Below are 21,355 nucleotides of genomic sequence, written 5' to 3'. Positions count from 1 at the left end.
AGGTGATTAAACATGTTGAGTTATTATGGCAGACTATCTTCAGAAGTATATGATATGGATAAACCCATAGGTCATTCTTTTGGGGATGTAGAATTTTATATGAATAGATTAAAGTCATGCAAAGGGCCTATTCTGGAACCCGCAACGGGCACTGGCCGTATCTTAATTCCTCTTTTAGAAAATGGATTAACAGTGGAGGGGTTTGACAGTTCAAAAGATATGTTAAATATATGCGAGAATAATTGTAGAAAAAGGGGCCTAAACCCCAGACTTTTTGAAGGGAAGATGGAATCTTTATCAAAGGATACCGAATATGATGCCATTATAGTGCCAACGGGAACATTCCTTTTATTACATAAAAGAGAAGATTCATTAAAAGCATTAGAAAATTTTTATAAGCATTTATCCAATGGGGGCAGATTGATTCTTGATATATCTTTGCAAACGAATATTACAACAGGCACAGTTTCCACGAGAACTTGGGAATGTTCTAACGGAGATGTAATTACATTAGAAAATAAAGTAGTAGAAGTTGATTATATAAATCAATACACTATTTCCCATGGACGATATGAAAAATGGCGGGAAGGGGTGCTTCTGCAAACGGAATTAGAGTATTTTCCATTACGATGGTACGGAGTAGAAGAGTTCAGATTAATACTTGAAAGTTTAGGATTTAAAAATATTGTGATTTCTTCCGGCTATAAATTAGGGCAGTATCCATCAAATTCGGAAGACATTATTACGTTTGAGGCCGTTGCAGTTAAATAGAAATAGGGTGGCTAAGCAGTAAGGGGGGAATTTGTAGTGCTGAAAAAATATCGTACAAGGGACTTATTTAATTATATTGGTGTGCCAAGAGATACATTGCGTTTTTATGAGGAGAAAGGATTACTTAATCCGAAAAAGAACAGTGAAAATAATTATAGAAATTATGATATCTATGACATATATAACCTAATGATAATAGATTTTTATAAAAAACGCGGGATGACAATTCATCAGATTCAAAATTTATCTAATATAAGTGATATGCAGGACATGGAAAGTCTATTAACAAATAAGAAAAACGAACTTGAAAAATTGATGCATGACACACAGTGTATGTTAAAAAGAATTGAAGAGACGCAAGAATTCAGCAGAGATTTAGAAAGAAATCTAAACACTTTTACTTTTAAATCCTTGCCCCTATATAGAATTAACGGAGAGATATCAGATTTTATTGCGGTAGAAGAATATGAAAATGTAAAAGATATCATGAGTTCCAATAATGAAGATATGTTCTCACAAATTATGCGCTACATTTCCTTTGACGAAAATGGTGTTACTGGTACAAAGATGTTAATCGTTGATAGTGCTGAAATTAAAAATAATAATGATCATTATATACCTTATACTAAGTGCCTATATACTGTGGTGGAGCAAATACATCCACAAGATGAGCAGGAAGATTTAATTGAAAAAATGTATATGGTGTCTTCAGAATATGCAAATAAACATGGAATTAGGCTATTAGGAGAAGCCTTTGCTATGATACGCCTTATTTCACATAAAGGAAATAAAATTAAAACTTACATTGAAATATTTATTCCTTTTGAATGATTGATTATATATTGACATGGGTGTAACCCCCTGCTTTATACTTGAAACAAATTAAAGTTTCAGGAGGAAAGCAGGTATGAAAGTCATATTAATTAAGGAAATTTCGGATATACAAATCGAAGGTGCTTATACCTTGGATCTGTCAAAAATTGAGGTAAATCACTGCGTGGGTTGTTGGAGTTGCTGGTGGAAAAACCCGGGAAGATGTATATACAAAGATTTAAATCAGTATTATCATGAATATATAACCGCGGACAAAGTTCTTTACTTTGCAAAAGTGACAAAAGGGTTTGTCACAAGTAATTTGAAAAATCTTTTTGATCGAATGATTCCTCTCTACCTTCCATATACCACCTACAAAACAGGGGAGTCCATGCATGTAAAGAGATATAAAAAATACCCGGATATAGAATTTTATTATGATGGACATTTTAAAACGGATGATGGTTGTGAAATATTTGAGAATTATATCAATCGTGTATTTTATCAATTTTATTCAGAAAATATTATGGTTAAACCTATAGAAGAATTTTTTAGAAATAGGGGGAATCAGAAATGAATACAATCATTATAAATGGCTCTCCAAAAGGAAATGGAAAAAACAGTAATACAAGTATTATATGTAAAGAATTTGTGCGGGGCATGAAAATACCCTGTGAAATAAAATGTATAGCGAATTCTGACATAGAGGAACTAGCACATTATGTGGAGAATTATGACACAGTAATCATTATCCTGCCTCTTTACGTTCATGCTATGCCGGGAATCTTGATGAAATTTATTGAGCATTTAAGACCATCATCTATAAAAGGGAAATCTCTTGGATTTATTATACAGGCAGGCTTTATAGAAACCGCACAGGAAAAGTATGTAGAACGATATTTTGAGTCTTTGGCAAAGCAACTTAATTATAATTATTTAGGCACCGTTTCCAAGGGGGAAGCAGCTGCAATATATATGTTTCCTAAGATGTTTAAAAAAGTGCTAATAAAAATAAACGAATTAGGAAGAATTTATGATGAAACCCATGCCTTTGATCCAAAGCTAACAAAAGAATTAGGAAAGCCATATCAGTTATCAAAATTCCAGATCCGTTTGTATCAGTTTCTCTGTGATATTGGTCTTAACAATATCGGCTGGCACAAGGTGTTAAAACAGAATAAGGTATTTGATAAACGGCTGGATATGCCATTTTTATAATAATCAAAAGGACAACATTATACTGCCATCAAGGTACAATTAGGTTCAAAGGACATAATTTTTGCACCCTAAAGGTACTTACTCTCACAGCCCCTGCATTCCTTCTTTATCAGACAATTTAACCACAATGCCTAAAAACTAGGCAAATTGACTGCGGTGTTCAAAATTCGAACACCGCAGTTCTTTTATCTAATGAAAAAGTTTAAAAAACACTATATTATAAGTGCATAACAAAAAAACATGCTAGACACTTTCATTACTGTTTGTGCTTAGTTTGATACGAAAGGGAGGATTTTAATATGAAATTAAAGACACATGATGATAGGCTTACACTTACAAACGGATCATATCATGCTTTGGTAAATGCGAGAAAACCAAAAGGAATTGATGACAAAAAAGCTTATTTAATCGGTACCGGTATTGGTGCTTTGGCAGCAGGATGTTTTCTAATCCGTGATGCTCACATGGATGGCAGCAAAATAACTTTCTTAGAGCAATTAGATATTCCCGGTGGATCTTTGGACGGTGAAGTTCGTCAGAATTTGGGTTATGTAGCGCGTGGTGGTCGTGAAATGGGTCATCATTTTGAGGTTTTATGGAGCCTGTTTAGTTCATTACCTTCTACAGAAGATCCAAATATGAGTGTATTAGATCATTTCTATTATACAAATTATGATGATCCGAACTTTAGTAATTGTCGTATTACTAAAAACCAAGGTGTACGTTATGACAATGGCAAATTTAATTTAGGCCAGGATCTTGCAAAAGAATTAGCTGCTTTTACAACCATGAAAGACGAAGACCTTCAAAACAAGACAATCGAAGATATATTCTCTGATGAGCTTTTAAATACGGATTTCTGGACATACTGGAGAACCATGTTCGCTTTTGAGAATTGGCATAGTGCTTTAGAGATGAAATTATATATGACTCGTTTCATCCATCATGTTGGAGGATTAGCAAATCTTTCTGCATTACAATTTTCACGCCATGACCAATACACTTCCTTTGTAAAACCAATGGTTAAATACTTAGAGGATCATGGTGCTAAATTTGAATATGGAGTTACTGTTGATAATGTTGAGTTTGAAATTTCAGCTGACAAGAAGATTGCAAAGAAAATTGTTGCAAAAGATAAAACTGGAAAAGATATTTCCATTGACTTAACAGAAAATGACTTAGTATTTATCACCAACGGTTCTATGACAGAAGGTTCCGGATATGGTGATGATAATACCCCTGCACCATTTAATAGAGAACCGGAAGGATGCTGGAAGCTGTGGAGAAATATAGCAGCACAATCTGATGAATTTGGACGTCCGGATAAATTCTGTACAGATACAGAAAAATCTAACTGGGAATCTTGTACCGTAACTTGTCATGATGAACGTGTTCCTAAGTATATTGAAAAGATTACAAAACGTTCCCCTTATGGTGGACGGACTGTAACCGGTGGTATTGTTACAGCACTTGACTCTTCCTGGCTGATGAGCTGGACAATAAACCGTCAGGAACAATATTGCGGACAGCCTGAAAAAGACGTTGTCGTTTGGGTATATGGCTTGTTCTCTGACGTTCCTGGAGATTATATTAAAAAATCTATGAGAGATTGTACCGGTAAGGAAATTACAAAAGAATGGTTATATCATATAGGTGTTCCTGCAAATGAAATTGAAGAATTAGCAGAATCTTGTAGTGCAATTCCTGTTATGATGCCATTTATTACATCTCAATTTATGCCTCGTGAATTTGGTGACCGTCCTTATGTTGTACCTAAGAATGGAGTAAACTTTGCTTTCCTAGGACAATTTGCTGAAACCTTAGATGATCCGGGTCGTGATACTGTATTTACGATTGAATATTCAGGACGTACAGCTATGGAAGCGGTATATGTCTTAACTGGAGTTGAAAAAGGAGTTCCTGAAGTATTCTCATCCAAATATGATATCCGCTACTTATTAAATGCAGGTACCTGTTTATTAGATGGAGAAAAGCCAAAACTAGATATACCACCATTAGCTAAACGTAAAATTTTAAAACAATTAGCAGGAACAGAAATTGAAGATTTATTGAAAGAATATGGAGTTATTTAATAACACATTTAATACTATTTAAAATTAGTTAATATAATTAAAATCCCGAATTTCAAAAAAATCGGGATTTTAATTTATCCGGCGGCTATACAATTCTAATCTCCAGGTTTCTCTGGATGATAAGTATTGTATAGCCTTTGGGTAAATTACATCATATAAGGGAGGAAACTTCTGTGATTGAGCAAACAAATCTAGAACAGGCTTATATTCCTACTATAGGAGAAATGCAAAATTGGTATGAAGATGATTTACGGAGAGAAGCCTTAAAATCATCGGAACGGGAAAATGATAAAATGATTGAAGAACAAGGGGCGTTTTTTAAAGCCTTTCGAAAATTCGAAACTCGAAAATTCGAGATTCGAAAGTTCGAAGAAAAGAATGAAAAAATCACTCCTGATTCTAAAAAAGATAATATGCATTACGAAAAATATAAAGCATATGTAGAAAAAGAAACAACAAACAAGGGGAAAAAGATTCAAGAAATTGAAAATTTAATAGAATATGAAAAGTTCTTTCTTCAATGGGAAAGAAGAGTCAATCGTGAAAGTAACTACAGTCGTTATGGCAGCAGTTCAGCTACCAGATACCGGGTGGACCGCATAAAAGAACTGGAAAAAGAATTGGATATGATTCTGGAGAATTCTCCGGAAGCGTGGGAGTTTTATTATAGACGTCAATTATTAAGGGATATAGAAACCGGAAATCAGCAGCGATTGGTAACTGTCCCCTATGTAGTTAAAGCAAAACAAAAAGTAATAGATTCGTTGAATTTAGGAGTGCCGGTATATATTGTAGGACATCTGGGCAGTGGAAAAACACAATTAGCAACAGAAGCAGCTGTGGATTTTACGATTCAAAACAGAATGCAGAGAGAATTAGAAGGCAAAATGGAAGAGTGGTTTTCTGTCAATCCAAATGCCACGGAAAAAGATGCGGTTGAAAAATTCAGAGAATTTTATGAAGAAAGAAAGCTATATTATAAGAATGTTTTCACAGGTGGAAGCAAAAAGGAAATAGAATCCTTACAGCCGTTGTTTATATCCGGTTCTCATAATTTAACATATGAAGACATGTTCGTAGAGAAAACATTATCTTTAAAACACAGTTTCTCAAAAGGTTCCTATTCCAACTATCTGAACATGATTATAGGAGATTTCTATAAATGGATGGACGAACACAAAACCAGACTGGAACAGATGACGGACGAAGAGCAGCTACAGCTTAAGATTCAAATATGGAAGAGTTTTTCTGATTTATTGGTAGCAAGTAACAGTGCTTTCGGTACGGAAGTCAAAAAAATAGAGCGGGAAATTTTAATTGCAGTAAAAGAAGGCCGCCCTGTCATTGTAGATGAATTAAATACCATTGCCATGCAAAACCTGATTGCTTTAAATGATATTTTGCAGCGCCATGCAGGCAACACAGCTTATATTACTGGAGTTGGTCCTGTTTTGATTAAACCCGGATTCGGATTTATTGGCACAGGAAACCTGTCAAGCCAAATGGTGAATTATGAAGGCACTAATGAGCTAAATCCGGCATTTAAATCACGTTTTGTAACCATTGAGTACAATTATGTATCTCAAAAGACAATTGGTTCCTTAGAAGAACAGGAATTCCCTGAGAAAAATGAACTTTTTAGAATTATAGTTGCACAGCTGGCGGATGAGAATGGAAATATTCATATTCCGGATTCAAAAAGGACATTAGAAGAATTGTTCCGGTTTTCTCAATTATGCAGGGTTACTCAAAATGTTTTTATGGGAAAATGGAAAGGAGACGAAGCACAAAAAGATTTTGGAACGGAAGAATTAGAGCTTAGGGAATCTGTGCTATCCATTCGTAATATTTTACACGTTTTAGATAATTGGAATCGAGGGGAAGAAAAGGATTTAAGTAAGGCATTGTGGGATGGCTTTATTAGTTCGATCACTTATCCCGATGACCAGAATTATATTCTCTCACAGGCGGTGCGCTTTGGATTCTTCCCGGCAGGGGAAGGATGGAATATTGAGACAAAAGGCATAGGAGAAGCAACCACAACATATGACGAAATTCGTACTCGTCCATATCACTATGTACGCCCATTAACAGAAACTTTAAGCTATTTAGATGTAATTCATCTGATTTTTGGAAAAGGGACTATAAGAAAAGCTTTGCCGGAGGAACTAAAAGAAGCTTTTGAAACAGACATGGATGATTCCTTGCAAGTGGATGGGAAGAAATATCAAAAATTAGATCAAAAATTATCTCATTTAGAACATTCAAAAGACATTCTTGAATATATGGAAGGTAATAGGAAAGCGTGAAGTTGTGACAGCCCATATTCAGAAGTTTGAAGGAAAATATTGAAAGAAAGGTTGCCACAATACAATGGGTGTAAAAATGAAAATAAATTTGTCAGTAGACGGAACAGAGTTTAAGAATCAAGTTAAAAAGCTGAGAGAAAAGTTAAATGCATGTCAAGAAACTGGAATTTTGGAGGAGGGCTTTGAAGAAGAATTAGAAAAGCTTTTACAAACAGAAGAGGATTTATTGACAGGATTAGTTCCTTATTACCGGGTTTACGCAAATGATATCAGGAAGACCTCAACCAAGATAAGCCCCATAAAACAAATTGGATCCTTTGGCTTCGATAGCTTTTTAAAAACTGCGTTACGAATTAATAAAAATCTTTTTATTACAAGCAGTATAAATAGGAAAGTTCAGTTTTTCTATATAAATACGGTAGAGGAGCCTTCTGACCATAACCAAATGGCAGGAGAATGGAGTCCGCCTATTAAAGAAATAAAAGAGACAATTTCCTTCCTATATCAATTGAATAGCAAAGAAATTTTACTTTTGGGAGTCAGAGGGGGAGGTTATGTCCTTTCAAGCGATAATTTTGCCCAGCTGCCTGATGTTAACGGAGAAATTAAAGTAAAAAGAATCCAAACAGATCATGATTTCAATGAATTCGGCAGGTGTTATGCAATTGGAGATGGGCTATTTGTGGCAGAAAGCGGAGATGAAGTATTAAACTTATTAGAAATAATAAAAGAAAATGAGGTATATCGTTTAATCTTTCATAAAGATGTAGAATGTACGATTCCAGATTGGACCACTTTAGGAAAGATAAATGAGAATTATTTTGCAGTTGGAACAAGGACAGGGCAATTATATCTTATCAAATATGAGAATAGGCAATTCACTATTATAGAAAAAATGGATTTGCTGAATGATGAAATAAGGCAAATCAGATGTTTAGAAGATGAAAATGAAAGTATGAGTTTTCTCATTGTGACAGGCAATAAGGGTCAACTTAAAATACTTTCTTTAAATGGAAATTCTGCAGATATAGCAATAGGCTGGGAGGAATTGAAGGGTAATTTGTTTGAGGCTCAATCCGAAAAAGGCACAGCTGTGATTTTAAGTGAAGATGGAATCCTATACTTACTTGAAGAGAATTTTGGAGACTGGTATCTAAATGAAGCGGCAACCATCAAAAATGTCTTTTTTACAAATATCTTTAAATTAGATATATCAAAATATTTACTCATGGATATAGAGGGTAAATTAAATCTATTATACATTGACCGGATTAATACACCAAATGACTTGTGGAATCTGCCACTATACCACTAGGAGGGGATGAGTATGTTTGAAATTGATGAACAGGCGCTAATTAAGGAATCAAAAAAACACTGTGAAGAATTTTTACAAAAGGAACAACGCTCATTAGTCACATTTACCGGAGATTCCGGGTTGATGTATATTCCGGAGTCAAAACTTCAAAGATTTTTATTAGACCCTTCTAAAGGAGTTTTATATTTACCCCTGGAGAGTTTTTTAGATAGAAAATTAGATGAAAATCAAATGATGTGGCATATCTATTATGAGCTGGCTTTATATCCTGACTGGAGAAAACATGCCATAAAATACCGGAATAGAAGAAAAGACTGGCAGAAAGAAATTGATCACATGACAAGCTATATTTTAGCCAGAATAAAAGAAGAAGGGTTGGAAAATGACCCGGCATACCAGCCAAAAGTTATTTCTAATTATGTAAGAAAAGAAATTCTTGATTTGCTGCATCTATTGGATAAACAGACAGCATTTTTAAGAGTTTTACAGTTGTGTCCTATATACAGAGATGAAGAAAATTTTAAAAAGATTGTTTATTATATGAAACAAACAGGTAAGACCATGGAGTCAATTTCACAAATGCCGAAACATAGGGCTTTTGCAAACAGTTTTATTGTACTTGAATTATATAAAACAAAGCCTGAAATGGAAGCAGGTGTTAAGAATCCTTTTGATAAAAAGATATTCAATCAGTCTTTTGGGGATTATATTCATAATCAATTCGTGAGACAGATAAATGATAATCAAGGTATTATAGAAAGAGATCCATTCATTCGTTCTTTTATTTTCCCGGTTTTTGAGGAATTGTGGAAACAAGAAATTAATGAAATGGTGCTTGATGAATCAAAGGGGCAAAAAGAAGAACAGGTCAAAGGCAACAAAAACTCCTTTGAGCCGTCGGAGGAAGAGGAAATACCAGATTCACTGGAATCCACCCGGGAAGAAGTGGAGAAAATTTTAGAAGAGATGCTGGATCAGCAAGACCAAATAAGTGAGAACATAGAAAATACGCTGCAAGGTAAGGTAAATTTAGAGGCTTACGGAATTAGCCAATCAGATCAGGAATTGTTTCAATTTTATTCAAATAAAATGAAACCGGAAAGAGAACAAATGCGTCGATTTTGGAGAAAGTTAATAGGGGACGCAAAAAAAGAAATAAGCGTAAAAAAAGATGGTCAAGTAAAGGGTAAACTTGATATTGACAGCCTTATTAATTCTTATCCGGATTTTGTAGAAGCTGAAAAAAAGGGAAATTACAAAAATCTTCCCATTTTTAATAGATATTTATTGGAGACTCAGGCAGATGTACTTCCTGAAAGAATAGAGATATCTTTTGTAATAGATAATTCAGGCTCCATGAATGCGTCAAAGATTGAAGCTGCAAGAAAAGCTTTGGCGGTGACCTTATTGTCAATAGATGATTTTAATGGGTATTTGAAAAGTAATGCAGAACAATTGAATCAAAAAGTAGAAGTTTTAAGTGAGACCTGGTTTTTTGGAAATAAGTATTATAATGTAAAAGGATTTAACGATAAAAATGCCAAGGAAAAAGAAAAAAGTGATATTATCCGTTCTATTGTAAAGCTGGATGCTACTGACGGAGCAACAGATGATGCAAGCTGTCTTAGGGAAATATCTAATAGCATAAGTTCTATACAGGAAAGTGAACTGAAAAAAGGAAAACAAATAAAAATAGTTTTTGAAATTACAGACGGTGCATCAAGCTTTCCAGGTACTGCAAAAGAAGCGGTGAAAGAATTATTATCGAAACATGTAGAAGTCTATGGATTCCAAATAGGAAAAAATAATGAAACAAACGAAAAAGTCTTTAATTTTGTATGGAATGAAGGATACAAACAGCCACATGGAGTCATGATTGGTGAGCAAGTAGAGAAGCTGCCTAAAGAATTGTTAAAAGCAGTAGGCAAAAATATGAAGACTATCTTTAATAGATAGTTGCTAAATTGATGGTTATGTAAACCTGGACAAAATCCCAAATATGTAATAAAGGCCTAAATCCTTGCCTTGACTGCATATCTGGGATTTTTATATCGGGTAATTAAGCTGAAAAACCCTGCATAATATTCCAAAATCACAATCTCTTTTTAACGTAAAGGGTGAAAAACAACTGAATAATGAGAGTATTATTCCTCATATGCCTTGATATATACAAAATTCTCATTATTTCTTTTCATTTGATAATCATTATTTAATACGGAATTGATAAATCCATGTCCGCCGGATTCTATTGGGACAAGCTTTATTTTAAGTTCTTTTTCAACTTCTTCTGCGGTGATATCATCAAGGAAAACATTCTCACCGGTTCTTAGCATGCTGGATGGAATAAGAAGGCTGGTACCTAAATCAGTTCCTTTATCCTTTTGCTCCTTTAATTGCTTAATAAGGTCCTGCCCTGTAATTAGTCCTGCCACGGTAATTGTTTCACCAAAGAAATGGTTCTTTATACAAACTACATTTATCTTTATATTTGGAAAGGCCTCCATTATTTCCTCTGAAAAGGAGAGCATGGTCTTATATGCAAGCTTTCCGGTTGCGATTGTAATGTTTCTGTGGAGAGACAGTTTTAAACTGTTGTATTCTTCAGATGCAATAACTTTATTCAATGCCTCATGAAATTCATTTATAAACAGTCTCATCATACCTACACCATTTTCTAACTGTATATAGCCATCATAAAATTCTTCCTCTGGGAATTCCCGTTCAGCAATGATGTAAAACTCATCACTGGCATGAATGAAATGCAGCCCGAATTTATCATAAAGCCCCTGCTGATAACTTTCAATCAGGTCAATTACTGCACCAGCTTCTTCTTTAGTAAATAATTCGAGAGGAAAAAGACCCTTACGGTATTTGGTTATCCCGGCAGGTACTACGGATACACTCCTCATAAATGGCAGGTATTTGGATAGGTCGTTGATAGATCTTTTAAGTTCCGGGCCATCATTAACATTTTTACATAAAACAATCTGGCCATTCATTTCTATACAACCTTCATATAGTTTGTCCAAGTTTTTAAGGGCATCTCCTGCAAAACGGTTGTTAAGCATCTTGCAGCGAAGCTCAGGATTAGTAGTCTGAACGGATATATTAATTGGAGCCAGATTAAAACGTATTATCCTGTTGATATCTTTTTCAGACATATTAGTCAAGGTGATATAGTTGCCTTGAAGGAAAGAAAGTCTTGAGTCATCATCCTTGAAATAAAGAGTTTCCCGCATCCCTTTTGGCATCTGATCAATAAAACAGAAAATACATTTATTATGACAGGAACGGTAATCGCTCATAAGACCGTTCTCAAAGTCAATGCCCAGATCCTCGTCGTATTCCTTATCTATTTCAAGAACCCATTCTTCACCAGAGACTTTTCTGATAAGAACTTCGATATATTCATCTTTAATAAGATATTGATAATCAAATACATCATCAATTTCTTCCTCATTGATAGCAACAAGATAGTCACCGGGCTCTATGCCCATTTCTTCACCAATGGAATTAGGCAGCACCGTTTTTATCAGGTGACCTTTGGATTTCTTCTTCATTTTGTGACCTCTTTCTATAATCTATACCAGTACTGGAATTATTAATAATTATACACAAGATTTTCCCAAGTAACAGGCCTATCTTCATTTATAATGAACATTTATTTCTAACTGCATGATTATTATACACATACACCATATGATTGTAAATGACAACATGCGCCAATTCTGGATTCTATTGACGAAAGATGAGGACAAAAAAGTTGGCAGAAGAATTATTTTTGTGATACAATACAGTTATTAAAAATACAATACATTTAAGGTGTTAGAATTCTATATTGGTTCTAATGAAAAGGGAAACAGGTGCAAATCCTGTACGAACTCGTCACTGTGATAAGGGAGTTGCGGCAAATATGTCACTGATATTAATCGGGAAGACTGCCGTTAATGATGATCTTTCAGCCAGGAGACCTGCCTTAGATGAAGCTACTACAGCCACGAGAAACTGGTCTGGAATGAATGAGACGTTTTTTTGATGTCTATATTTATACCTCCATGCCTTAGTGGCAATGGAGGTTTTTTTATGGCAAAAGTAATTATGGTTCAGGGAACTATGTCGAATGCAGGTAAGAGCTTGCTTGTAGCAGGTTTATGCAGAATATTTAAGCAGGATGGTTACCGGGTTGCTCCTTTTAAATCTCAGAATATGGCCTTAAATTCCTATATTACAGAGGAAGGCTTGGAAATGGGAAGAGCTCAGGTAATGCAGGCGGAGGCAGCGGGAATAAAGCCTTCGGTATTAATGAATCCCATATTATTAAAACCTACTAATGATATCGGATCTCAGGTAATCGTTAATGGTGAAGTAATAGGGAATATGAATGCGAAGGATTACTTTGCCTTTAAAAAGAAATTGGTGCCGGATATTAAAAAAGCTTATGAAGAACTGGAGAAGCGGGCAGATATTATTGTTATTGAAGGCGCGGGAAGTCCGGCGGAAATCAATTTAAAGGAAAATGATATTGTAAATATGGGACTGGCAGCAATGCTTAATGCGCCGGTGCTTTTAGTAGGGGATATTGACAGAGGGGGTGTCTTTGCCCAGCTTCTTGGTACCCTGATGCTTTTGGAAGATTGTGAAAAGGCTCGGGTAAAGGGACTTATTATTAATAAATTCAGAGGGGATCAATCCATTTTGGATCCCGGAATTACAATGCTTGAGGATAAAGGTGGAATTCCGGTAATTGGAGTAATTCCGTATATGAATATATCTGTAGAAGATGAGGATAGCCTTACCAACCGATTTGATAAAAAAGAGGAAGCACAGATAGATATTGCCATTATAAGATTTCCCAGAATCTCAAACTTTAGTGACTTCTCTGTTTTTGAGCAGATTGAAGGAGTATCTGTAAGGTATGTGGATTCTATCACTCAGCTGCATCATCCAGATATGATTATTCTGCCTGGCAGTAAGAATACTATGGGAGATTTAAAATGGATGCGGCAGAATGGACTGGAAGCAGCAGTGAAAAAGCAAAAAGGCAGCTGCGTTATATTTGGGATCTGTGGCGGTTATCAGATGCTAGGAAGTACAATATCAGATCCCCATTCTATAGAGGAGGGAGGATCAATCCGTGGAATGGAGTTATTTTCAATGGAAACGGTATTGGAGAAAGAAAAGGTTCGAACTCAGGTAGAAGGAAGCTTTGGAAAGGTATCCGGAGTACTATCCGGATTATCCGGCATGAGATTACAGGGTTATGAGATTCATATGGGGAGCAGCAGGAGGGAACAAGACTGCCTGCCCTTATGTAGTCTGACAAATACATTGGATGGTCAAGGCAAGGAAGATGGAATTGCCGCAGAAAATATCTATGGTACGTATGTGCACGGCATCTTTGATGAAGGAACCATCGCCTCCGTTATAGTGAATGGACTTGCAAAAAGAAAAGGACTTACTCTGGAAAGTGGTCTGATGATGGATTATAAAAGCTTTAAAGAAACCCAATATGACAAACTTGCGGATACTTTAAGAAAACATTTGGATGTGGATGGAATATACAGTGTTTTAAATGGAGGAGATTATGAAAGAATTATCTAACTTATATATTGACAAACCGGATGAGGAAATAAGGGAAAAGGTAAAAGAAATCTGGGATGGAATTGCAAAACCCATAAAGGGACTTGGCCAGTTTGAAAGGATTTTTTCACAAATTGGGGCCATAACAGGCTCCACTCATATTGATATTTCAAAAAAAGCAGTAATAGTAATGTGCGCAGACAATGGAATTGTGGAAGAGGGAGTGACACAATATGGACAGGAGATGACGACAATTATAGCCTCCAGTATGGTCATGGGGGATACTTCTGTCTGCAAAATGGCAAAGGTAGCCGGAGCGGATATACTGCCGGTAGACATTGGAATCAATCGGGAAGATGAAATACCGGGTATGATACAGCGTAATATTGCACATGGAACCAGGAATTTTAAAAAAGAACCGGCTATGTCCCAGGAAGATGCCCTGAAGGCAATAGAAACTGGAATTGCAATGGCTGCAGAATGTAAAAAAGAAGGTTATAACCTTCTTGCAACGGGAGAAATGGGGATTGGCAACACCACAACAAGCAGTGCAATGACAGCGGCGCTGCTGCAATGCAGGGTAGAGGACGTTACAGGAAATGGAGCAGGACTTACGAAAGAAGGCTTGGATCACAAAGTGGAAGTTATTAAAGAGGTACTGGATCAATATAACTTTCAAAAGAGTGAAGCTCTTCGTATTCTGGCAACCGTTGGAGGATATGATATTGCCGGGCTGACAGGTGTTTTTATTGGCGGAGCAATTCACCATATCCCGGTGGTTATGGACGGCGTGATCAGTGGAGTCGCAGCACTAACAGCGGAACGACTCCTTCCGGGAGTTAAGGACTATATTATCCCCTCCCATATGAGTAAAGAACCTGCTGCAGTAAAAATTATGAAGGAACTTGAATTACATCCGGTAATTGATGCTGAGATGGCATTAGGAGAAGGCACCGGAGCGGTGATGATGTTTTCATTGCTGGATGTGGCACTTTCCTTATATGATAACCGTGTTACTTTTGAAGATATCAATAGGATAGGTAAATAACTATGTTTGTATTAATTACAGGAGGCAGCGGCAGCGGAAAATCTGCCCATGCAGAGAAAATAGCAGTTTCCCTGGCCGGTAAGGGAGATAACCCGGCATTATATTATGTTGCTACCATGAAGGTATACGGTGAGGAAGGTACAAAAAAGGTAGAACGGCACCGGATACTAAGAGCAGGAAAAGGTTTTGAAACTATTGAACAACCGGTTAATGTAATGGAAGCTCTGGCGTATATGAAAAAGGGCAATAGAATAGTTTTGCTTGAGTGTATGTCAAACCTTGCAGCAAATGAGATGTTTTCGTTGGAGGAAGTGCAAGCAGTGGAAGATGTTGTTGATAAAATCTGTAAAGATATATATATCCTTACACAAGAAACAAGTGACCTAGTTATTGTTACCAATAATGTGTTTGAAGATGGTATTGATTATGAAGCTGCAACAAAGAGTTATATAGAAGCGCTGGGAAGAATTAATACACAATTGGCAGCCATGGCGGATGTAGTAACAGAAGTTGTGGCAGGCATTCCAGTTCCGGTAAAGGGGGACATGACCAACCATGATTAGATCATTAATCAGACCATTTATAATAGCATTTTCAATGTATTCCAAAATACCGGTTCCCCAGCTTGAATGGAAAGACCAGGACATGAAATATGTTCTTTGCTTTTTTCCATGGGTGGGTGCTGTAATTGGGTTTGTGACAATATTGTGGGGAATGCTTTGCCATAGTCTGCCAATAGGAAGAGTACTATATGCAACGGTAGGAACCGCAATACCACTTCTGATTACAGGAGGCTTTCATGTGGATGGCTTTATGGACTCTATGGATGCCTTTCATTCCTACCAAAGCCGGGAAAGAAAGTTAGAAATATTAAAGGATCCCCATATAGGTGCATTTTCTGTGATACAGCTGGTTCTCTATTATCTGGTGTATGTGGGAGCTTATTCTGAAATTAACAGTCTCAGGGCAATAGGGGTGGTGAGTATCGGCTTTTTTCTCTCCCGTACCTTATGCGGGATTGGTGTGGTAACTTTCAAAAACGCAAAAAAGGAAGGATTGCTGTATTTGTTCTCCAGCAAAGCCCATGAGAAGATTGTGAAGATATCTCTTTATGTCCAGCTTTTACTATGCATCGTTGTACTGATAATTTTGTCTTTATGGGCAGGAATTGGAGTAATTGCCGGGGCACTGTCAGTCTTTGGTTACTACCGTTACCACTGCTATAAGGAATTTGGCGGGATTACCGGGGATACTTCCGGATATTTTGTTACTCTATGTGAAGGAATTATTGTGGTAATCGTTGCGGTCTGCTCTTTGGCAGGATTGGTTTAAGAACAAAGGGATGAAAATAAATAAAATTCATAATTGGAACGATGGAAGGAAAAGAACATGGAATTATATATAGGCGGGTACGCTCAGGGAAAATTAAGCTATGTAATGAAGCAGACAGGAATTTCTTCGGATATGGTTTTCGATGGCGCTTCAACCTTTGACGATTCTTACCACGGAGATGTAAGAATTCTCAATCACTTCCAACTGTTCGTAAGAAACCGGTTAAGGGAAGGAAAAGACCCCCAGAAGGAGATAGAAAGAATGTTACTTACATTTCCCCGGTTAATAATTATCAGTGATGAGGTAGGAAATGGTATTGTTCCCATGGAAGCAGAGGAAAGAGAATATAGGGAGCGTCTTGGAAGAATTCTTTGTACACTGGCAGAAAAGGCAGAAAAGGTGGAGAGGATCATATGTGGAATCGGTCAGAGACTAAAATAAATCTGATACTAATACGGCATGGAGAGACAGCCTCCAACTCTTTTGGCAGATACCTAGGAAGAACAGATGAGGAACTGTCGGTGACGGGGAAAGAAAAGCTAATTACTAATAAAATGGCAGGAAAATATCCTAAGAGAGAGCTTGTATTTTCAAGTCCCATGAAACGCTGTATCCAGACCGCAGAGCTTATCTATAACTGCGGAAATCCTATTTTGATAGAGGAATGGAGAGAGATGGATTTTGGCCGTTTCGAAGGCAAGAATTATGAGGAATTAAAAGAAGACGAACAATATCAGGCCTGGATAGACAGCAATGGAGTATTGCCCTTTCCGGAGGGGGAAAGCAGGGAAGAATTTCAGTTCAGGTGTAAAGAAGGTTTAAATAAACTGCTTGGTTTACTGGAAGGAAGGGAAAGAGAAGTACCCCTTACAGCAGCAGCTATAGTACATGGGGGCAGCATTATGGCGCTGTTAAGCGCTTACTGCGGAGGAGACTATTTTAATTACCAGTGTAAGAACGGAGAAGGGTATGAGTGTACCCTAATTAGAAGCAGCAGGGAACTGAGGATGGAAATAATACGGAAGTTATAGAGGAATGATCGATGATTTATCATATTGCAGGTTTTTTTATCGGATTTATTTTGGACTTGTTATTTGGAGATCCGTACTGGCTTCCTCATCCAATCCGGTTGATTGGAAATTTAATAGCAGGTCTGGACAAAATGCTATTAGGAGATATCAGGGAGAAGGAACGAGATTATAAGAAAGAATTCAGAAAAGGAATTCTACTTACGGTTCTGGTGTTGGTAATTACCATAAGCGTGACGGCTATTATATTATACTTTGCATATAAAGTGACCCCTTTACTAGGTTTGGCGGTGGAAAGTATTATGTCATATCAGATGCTGGCTACAAAGTGCTTAAAGTTAGAGAGTATGAAGGTATATGTAAAGTTGAAGGAAGGGGATCTGCCAGGTGCGAGAAAAGCAGTTTCCATGATTGTGGGACGAGATACTCAAGTACTGGATGAAATCGGTGTAGCAAAAGCTGCTATTGAGACAGTTGCGGAGAATACCTCAGATGGTATTATTGCACCGATGCTTTGTCTGGCAATTGGCGGGCCGGTTCTTGGTTTTTTCTATAAGGCAGTTAATACCATGGATTCAATGGTGGGATATAAGAATGACAGATATCTTTATTTTGGAAGGCCAGCGGCTAAACTGGATGATGTAATTAACTTCCTTCCTGCAAGAATCAGCGCAGTACTTATGATAACTGCCTGCTCCTTTGCAGGGAAAGAATATAGTGGGAAACATGCATGGCAAATCTATAAGCGTGACAGAAAAAATCATGCCAGTCCAAACTCTGCCCATACGGAAGCGGTATGCGCCGGAGCTTTAGGAATACGTCTTGCCGGAGATAACAGTTATTTTGGAAAGATTGTACAAAAGCCTTATATTGGAGACGCCTTAAGGACGGTTGAATTTGAAGACATTGTACGCGCAAATCGTCTGCTTTATATTACCGCAGGGCTTTGTCAGGGAATTTGTCTGCTTTGCATGGGACTTATACAGATTTGGATCATTAGTTAGGAGGAAGAAATGCTTCACGGTGGTGACATATATCGCAACAAAGTAAATATAGATTTTTCAGTAAATATCAATCCTCTTGGGATGCCCGACGCCGTAAGGAAGGCCCTGTTAGGGGCGGTAGAGAATTGCGAACAATATCCGGATATTAGAGGGGAAAGACTGACAGAAAGTTTGGCTGAAAGAATGGGAGTTCACAAGGAGCATATCTTACTTGGGAATGGGGCATCAGAATTGTTCTTAGCAATTGTACATACCGTGAATCCTGGGAGAATTGTGATACCGGTTCCTTCCTTTTATGGTTATGAAAGAGCCGTGATGTCTTTTGACGGGGAAGTGCTTTTCTATGAGATGAAAGAAGAGAAGGGTTATACCCTTGATGAAGGGATTATGGAATATCTTACGGAGGAAACGGACCTGCTTTTTCTTGCTAATCCCAATAATCCGGTAGGAAACTTGATAGATAGTGTGTTGTTGGCACAAATTGCAGAGGAATGTAAGAAGAAGCACATACTTATTGTCCTTGATGAGTGCTTTCTTGGATTTTCAGGAAAGGAAGAACAGCATACGTATAAGAATAAATTAACAACCTATCCAAATGTGATAGTTGTCAGTGCATTTACCAAAATATATGCAATACCGGGAGTAAGACTGGGATATTTGTTCTGTGGTGATAAAGAATTAAGGGAAAGAATAGAAAAACACCTGCCGGAATGGAACCTGTCTGTTTTTGCTCAGGCAGCCGGGATTGCGGCCTGTTTGGAAAAGGACTATGTAGAGGAAAGTATTCAGGTGGTGGAGGCAGAAAGGAAATATCTTAAGGAACAGTTGGAACAGCTGGGAATTAAGGTATATCCATCGGAAGCAGATTATCTGTTAATAAAAACAGATCTGCAATTATATGATGAACTGCTTAAGAAAGAGATATTGATTCGGGATTGCAGTAATTTCAGAGGGTTGAAAAGAGGATATTACCGGATTGCTGTTAAAAAGCATTGGGAGAATGTGGTGTTAATAGAAGCAATCAGAGAGATACTTGAAAGAACTTCAATCTTTCAAAGACTTTAAAAGGAGAAAGTTTAAAGATGCATAATATTGAATTTGTACTTCCGGAGGAGATAGAAAAGAGAAGTTTTGAGATAATATCCAAGGAGCTTAAGGAGAAGAATCTTTTGCTGCCGCCGGAGCAGGAAATGGTCATCAAGCGTGTTATCCATACCAGCGCGGATTTTGAATATGCAGATACTCTTGTGTTTTCTGAAGGAGCTGTTGAGAAGGCAAAACAGCTGATTAAAGAAGGTGCGGATATCGTAACAGATACCAATATGGCAATGGCAGGCATTAATAAGACTGTTTTAGCACGCTTCGGAGGCAGTATCCATTGCTTTATGGCAGAGAAAGAAGTTGCGGATCAGGCAAAGGAGCGCCGGACAACCAGAGCGGCTGTTAGTATGGAGTGGGCGTCCAGGATAGAAAAACCGCTGATATTTGTCGTTGGGAATGCACCCACTGCTTTGATTCAGCTATATGAAATGATAGAAAGTGGAACCTTCCGGCCGGCATTTATTATTGGTGTTCCGGTTGGCTTTGTCAACGTGGAGGCAGCCAAAGAATTAATATTAAAGACAGATATTCCTTATATTGTAAACCGCGGAAGAAAAGGTGGAAGTAATGTGGCGGCAGCAATTTGCAATGCCATTCTTTATGAACTGGGGAGATAGCTATGAGATATGGCTTTACAACTGGAAGCTGTGCGGCAGCTGCGGCAAAAGCAGCAGCCTACATGCTGTTAACTGGAAAAGAGAAAAAGACAATAACGATTGATACCCCGAAGGGAATTCCCTTTGATGCAAGAATCGAAGAAATTACCAGAGAGGAATTCAGGGTCAGTTGTGCAGTAAGAAAGGATGGCGGAGATGATCCGGATGTCACTACCGGAGCATTAATTTTTGCCGAAGTTTCTTTGACCGGAGAAAAATCAGATCGGAAAGGCAGCAGAATTCTGATTGATGGTGGCCCTGGAGTTGGAAGGGTCACTAAGAGAGGTCTGGATCAGCCGGTTGGAAATGCAGCCATTAACCATGTTCCCCGGGAAATGATTATAAAGGAGATTGAAGAAATCTGTGGGCTTACGGACTACCATGGAGGAATTCAGGTGGTGATATCAGTTCCGGATGGAGAACTCCTTGGGGAGAAAACCTTTAATCCCAAGCTTGGAATTACCGGAGGCATATCTATTCTTGGCACCACCGGTATTGTGGAGCCCATGAGCAGTCAGGCACTTTTGGACACCATCCGGGTGGAACTGAATGTAAAGAAAGAAGAGGGGCGAAAAACCATTGCTGTGGCACCAGGAAATTATGGGCAGGCTTTCATGAAGGATACTTATCAATATGATCTGGATAGAAGTGTAAAATGCAGCAATTTTATCGGTGATGTTATAGATATGGCAGCGGAGGCAGGATTTGAGGAAATGCTCCTAACCGGACATATAGGCAAATTGGTTAAGCTCTCCGGGGGAATGTTGAATACCCATTCTAAAGAGGGTGACTGCCGGATGGAGCTTATGACAGCAGCGGGAATTCAGGCCGGAATACCCTTAAAAGCTGCAAAGGATATTCTTAACAGTGTCTCTACGGAGGAAGCAGTCCGAATATTGAAAGAGTATGGAAAAATTGCGGATACCATGGAAATTATTATGGAAAAAGCATGTTACTACCTGAATAGGCGTGGAGCTGGAAGGCTTCGTATAGAATGTATCATGTACTCCAATGAATTTGGAGAACTGGCTAAAAGTAAGGGCGCAGAAGAACTATTGCAAAAAATTAAGGAGGTGGCTGGGTAACT

Annotated in this window: 19 protein-coding genes and 1 riboswitch; of the genes, 18 read left to right on the top strand and 1 reads right to left on the bottom strand. The window is 37.5% G+C overall.

All coding sequences use genetic code 11. From position 1 onward, the window contains the following. The first annotated feature begins 12 nt into the window (after positions 1–12). The 8 genes from RT261_RS18730 (at position 13) to RT261_RS18695 (ending at position 10,475) form a co-directional block, all read left to right on the top strand. A complete protein-coding gene (locus RT261_RS18730; RefSeq protein WP_313134644.1) occupies positions 13–771 on the top strand; it encodes a class I SAM-dependent methyltransferase in 759 nt (252 codons plus the stop codon). Positions 772–807: 36 nt separating this feature from the next. After that, entirely contained in the window at positions 808–1,602 is a 795-nt protein-coding gene (locus tag RT261_RS18725) for a MerR family transcriptional regulator (RefSeq protein ID WP_313134643.1), read from the top strand. A 76-nt stretch (positions 1,603–1,678) separates the two neighbouring features. After that, complete coding sequence (locus RT261_RS18720; protein ID WP_313134642.1) at positions 1,679–2,161, top strand: flavodoxin family protein; 483 nt, start codon at positions 1,679–1,681, stop codon at positions 2,159–2,161. Next, entirely contained in the window at positions 2,158–2,802 is a 645-nt protein-coding gene (locus RT261_RS18715; protein ID WP_313134641.1) for a flavodoxin family protein, read from the top strand. The genes RT261_RS18720 and RT261_RS18715 overlap by 4 nt, the downstream gene beginning before the upstream one ends. A gap of 299 nt (positions 2,803–3,101) precedes the next feature. Then, positions 3,102–4,895, top strand: coding sequence for an oleate hydratase (locus tag RT261_RS18710; protein ID WP_313134640.1), 1,794 nt, complete (start codon positions 3,102–3,104; stop codon positions 4,893–4,895). 173 nt (positions 4,896–5,068) lie between these two features. Beyond that, positions 5,069–7,204 carry a hypothetical protein gene (locus RT261_RS18705; RefSeq protein WP_313134639.1) on the top strand — a complete coding sequence of 712 codons (2,136 nt, stop codon included), beginning with the start codon at positions 5,069–5,071 and terminating at the stop codon, positions 7,202–7,204. 76 nt (positions 7,205–7,280) lie between these two features. Beyond that, positions 7,281–8,519, top strand: coding sequence for a hypothetical protein (locus RT261_RS18700; RefSeq protein ID WP_313134638.1), 1,239 nt, complete (start codon positions 7,281–7,283; stop codon positions 8,517–8,519). A 12-nt stretch (positions 8,520–8,531) separates the two neighbouring features. Continuing rightward, on the top strand, positions 8,532–10,475 hold the full coding sequence (locus RT261_RS18695) for a vWA domain-containing protein (RefSeq protein ID WP_313134637.1): 1,944 nt from the start codon (positions 8,532–8,534) through the stop codon (positions 10,473–10,475). 188 nt (positions 10,476–10,663) lie between these two features. On the opposite strand, the gene RT261_RS18690 is transcribed toward RT261_RS18695, so the two are convergent. Next, the gene (locus RT261_RS18690) at positions 10,664–12,079 is read right to left on the bottom strand and encodes a DUF512 domain-containing protein (RefSeq protein ID WP_313134636.1); all 1,416 of its coding nucleotides are present in this window, start codon (positions 12,077–12,079) and stop codon (positions 10,664–10,666) included. Between the two features lie 243 nt (positions 12,080–12,322). Then, a riboswitch (cobalamin riboswitch) is annotated at positions 12,323–12,512 on the top strand. A gap of 90 nt (positions 12,513–12,602) precedes the next feature. On the opposite strand from RT261_RS18690, the gene RT261_RS18685 reads away from it, so the two are divergent. From RT261_RS18685 to cbiD, 10 genes are read left to right on the top strand one after another with little or no spacing between them, the layout of a single operon-like run. After that, positions 12,603–14,120, top strand: a complete 1,518-nt coding sequence (locus RT261_RS18685; protein ID WP_313134635.1) for a cobyric acid synthase — start codon at positions 12,603–12,605, stop codon at positions 14,118–14,120. Further along, on the top strand, positions 14,104–15,147 hold the full coding sequence (gene cobT / locus RT261_RS18680) for a nicotinate-nucleotide--dimethylbenzimidazole phosphoribosyltransferase (RefSeq protein ID WP_313134634.1): 1,044 nt from the start codon (positions 14,104–14,106) through the stop codon (positions 15,145–15,147). The genes RT261_RS18685 and cobT overlap by 17 nt, the downstream gene beginning before the upstream one ends. 2 nt (positions 15,148–15,149) lie before the next feature. Then, positions 15,150–15,710 carry a bifunctional adenosylcobinamide kinase/adenosylcobinamide-phosphate guanylyltransferase gene (locus RT261_RS18675; RefSeq protein WP_313134633.1) on the top strand — a complete coding sequence of 187 codons (561 nt, stop codon included), beginning with the start codon at positions 15,150–15,152 and terminating at the stop codon, positions 15,708–15,710. Continuing rightward, positions 15,703–16,479: an adenosylcobinamide-GDP ribazoletransferase gene (locus RT261_RS18670; RefSeq protein WP_313134632.1), complete on the top strand. Its 777-nt coding sequence runs from the start codon at positions 15,703–15,705 to the stop codon at positions 16,477–16,479. The genes RT261_RS18675 and RT261_RS18670 overlap by 8 nt, the downstream gene beginning before the upstream one ends. 57 nt (positions 16,480–16,536) lie before the next feature. Further along, the gene (locus tag RT261_RS18665) at positions 16,537–16,920 is read left to right on the top strand and encodes a bifunctional adenosylcobinamide kinase/adenosylcobinamide-phosphate guanylyltransferase (protein ID WP_313134631.1); all 384 of its coding nucleotides are present in this window, start codon (positions 16,537–16,539) and stop codon (positions 16,918–16,920) included. Further along, positions 16,893–17,510 carry a histidine phosphatase family protein gene (locus RT261_RS18660; RefSeq protein ID WP_313134630.1) on the top strand — a complete coding sequence of 206 codons (618 nt, stop codon included), beginning with the start codon at positions 16,893–16,895 and terminating at the stop codon, positions 17,508–17,510. The genes RT261_RS18665 and RT261_RS18660 overlap by 28 nt, the downstream gene beginning before the upstream one ends. An 11-nt stretch (positions 17,511–17,521) precedes the next feature. Then, positions 17,522–18,511, top strand: a complete 990-nt coding sequence (gene cbiB, locus RT261_RS18655) for an adenosylcobinamide-phosphate synthase CbiB (protein ID WP_313134629.1) — start codon at positions 17,522–17,524, stop codon at positions 18,509–18,511. Positions 18,512–18,520: 9 nt separating this feature from the next. After that, complete coding sequence (locus RT261_RS18650; protein WP_313134628.1) at positions 18,521–19,576, top strand: pyridoxal phosphate-dependent aminotransferase; 1,056 nt, start codon at positions 18,521–18,523, stop codon at positions 19,574–19,576. A 17-nt stretch (positions 19,577–19,593) separates the two neighbouring features. Next, positions 19,594–20,229, top strand: coding sequence for a precorrin-8X methylmutase (locus tag RT261_RS18645; RefSeq protein ID WP_313134627.1), 636 nt, complete (start codon positions 19,594–19,596; stop codon positions 20,227–20,229). A 2-nt stretch (positions 20,230–20,231) separates the two neighbouring features. After that, positions 20,232–21,353 (top strand): cobalt-precorrin-5B (C(1))-methyltransferase CbiD, encoded by a 1,122-nt coding sequence (cbiD, locus tag RT261_RS18640; protein ID WP_313134626.1) that lies wholly within the window; start codon positions 20,232–20,234, stop codon positions 21,351–21,353. Positions 21,354–21,355: the final 2 nt, after the last annotated feature.

It is taken from the genome of Anaerocolumna sp., assembly GCF_032079385.1.
GTDB lineage: Bacteria > Bacillota > Clostridia > Lachnospirales > Lachnospiraceae > Anaerocolumna.
The sequence above is the reverse complement of the archived record's forward strand: the minus strand, read 5'-3'. Positions and strand labels throughout refer to the sequence as shown.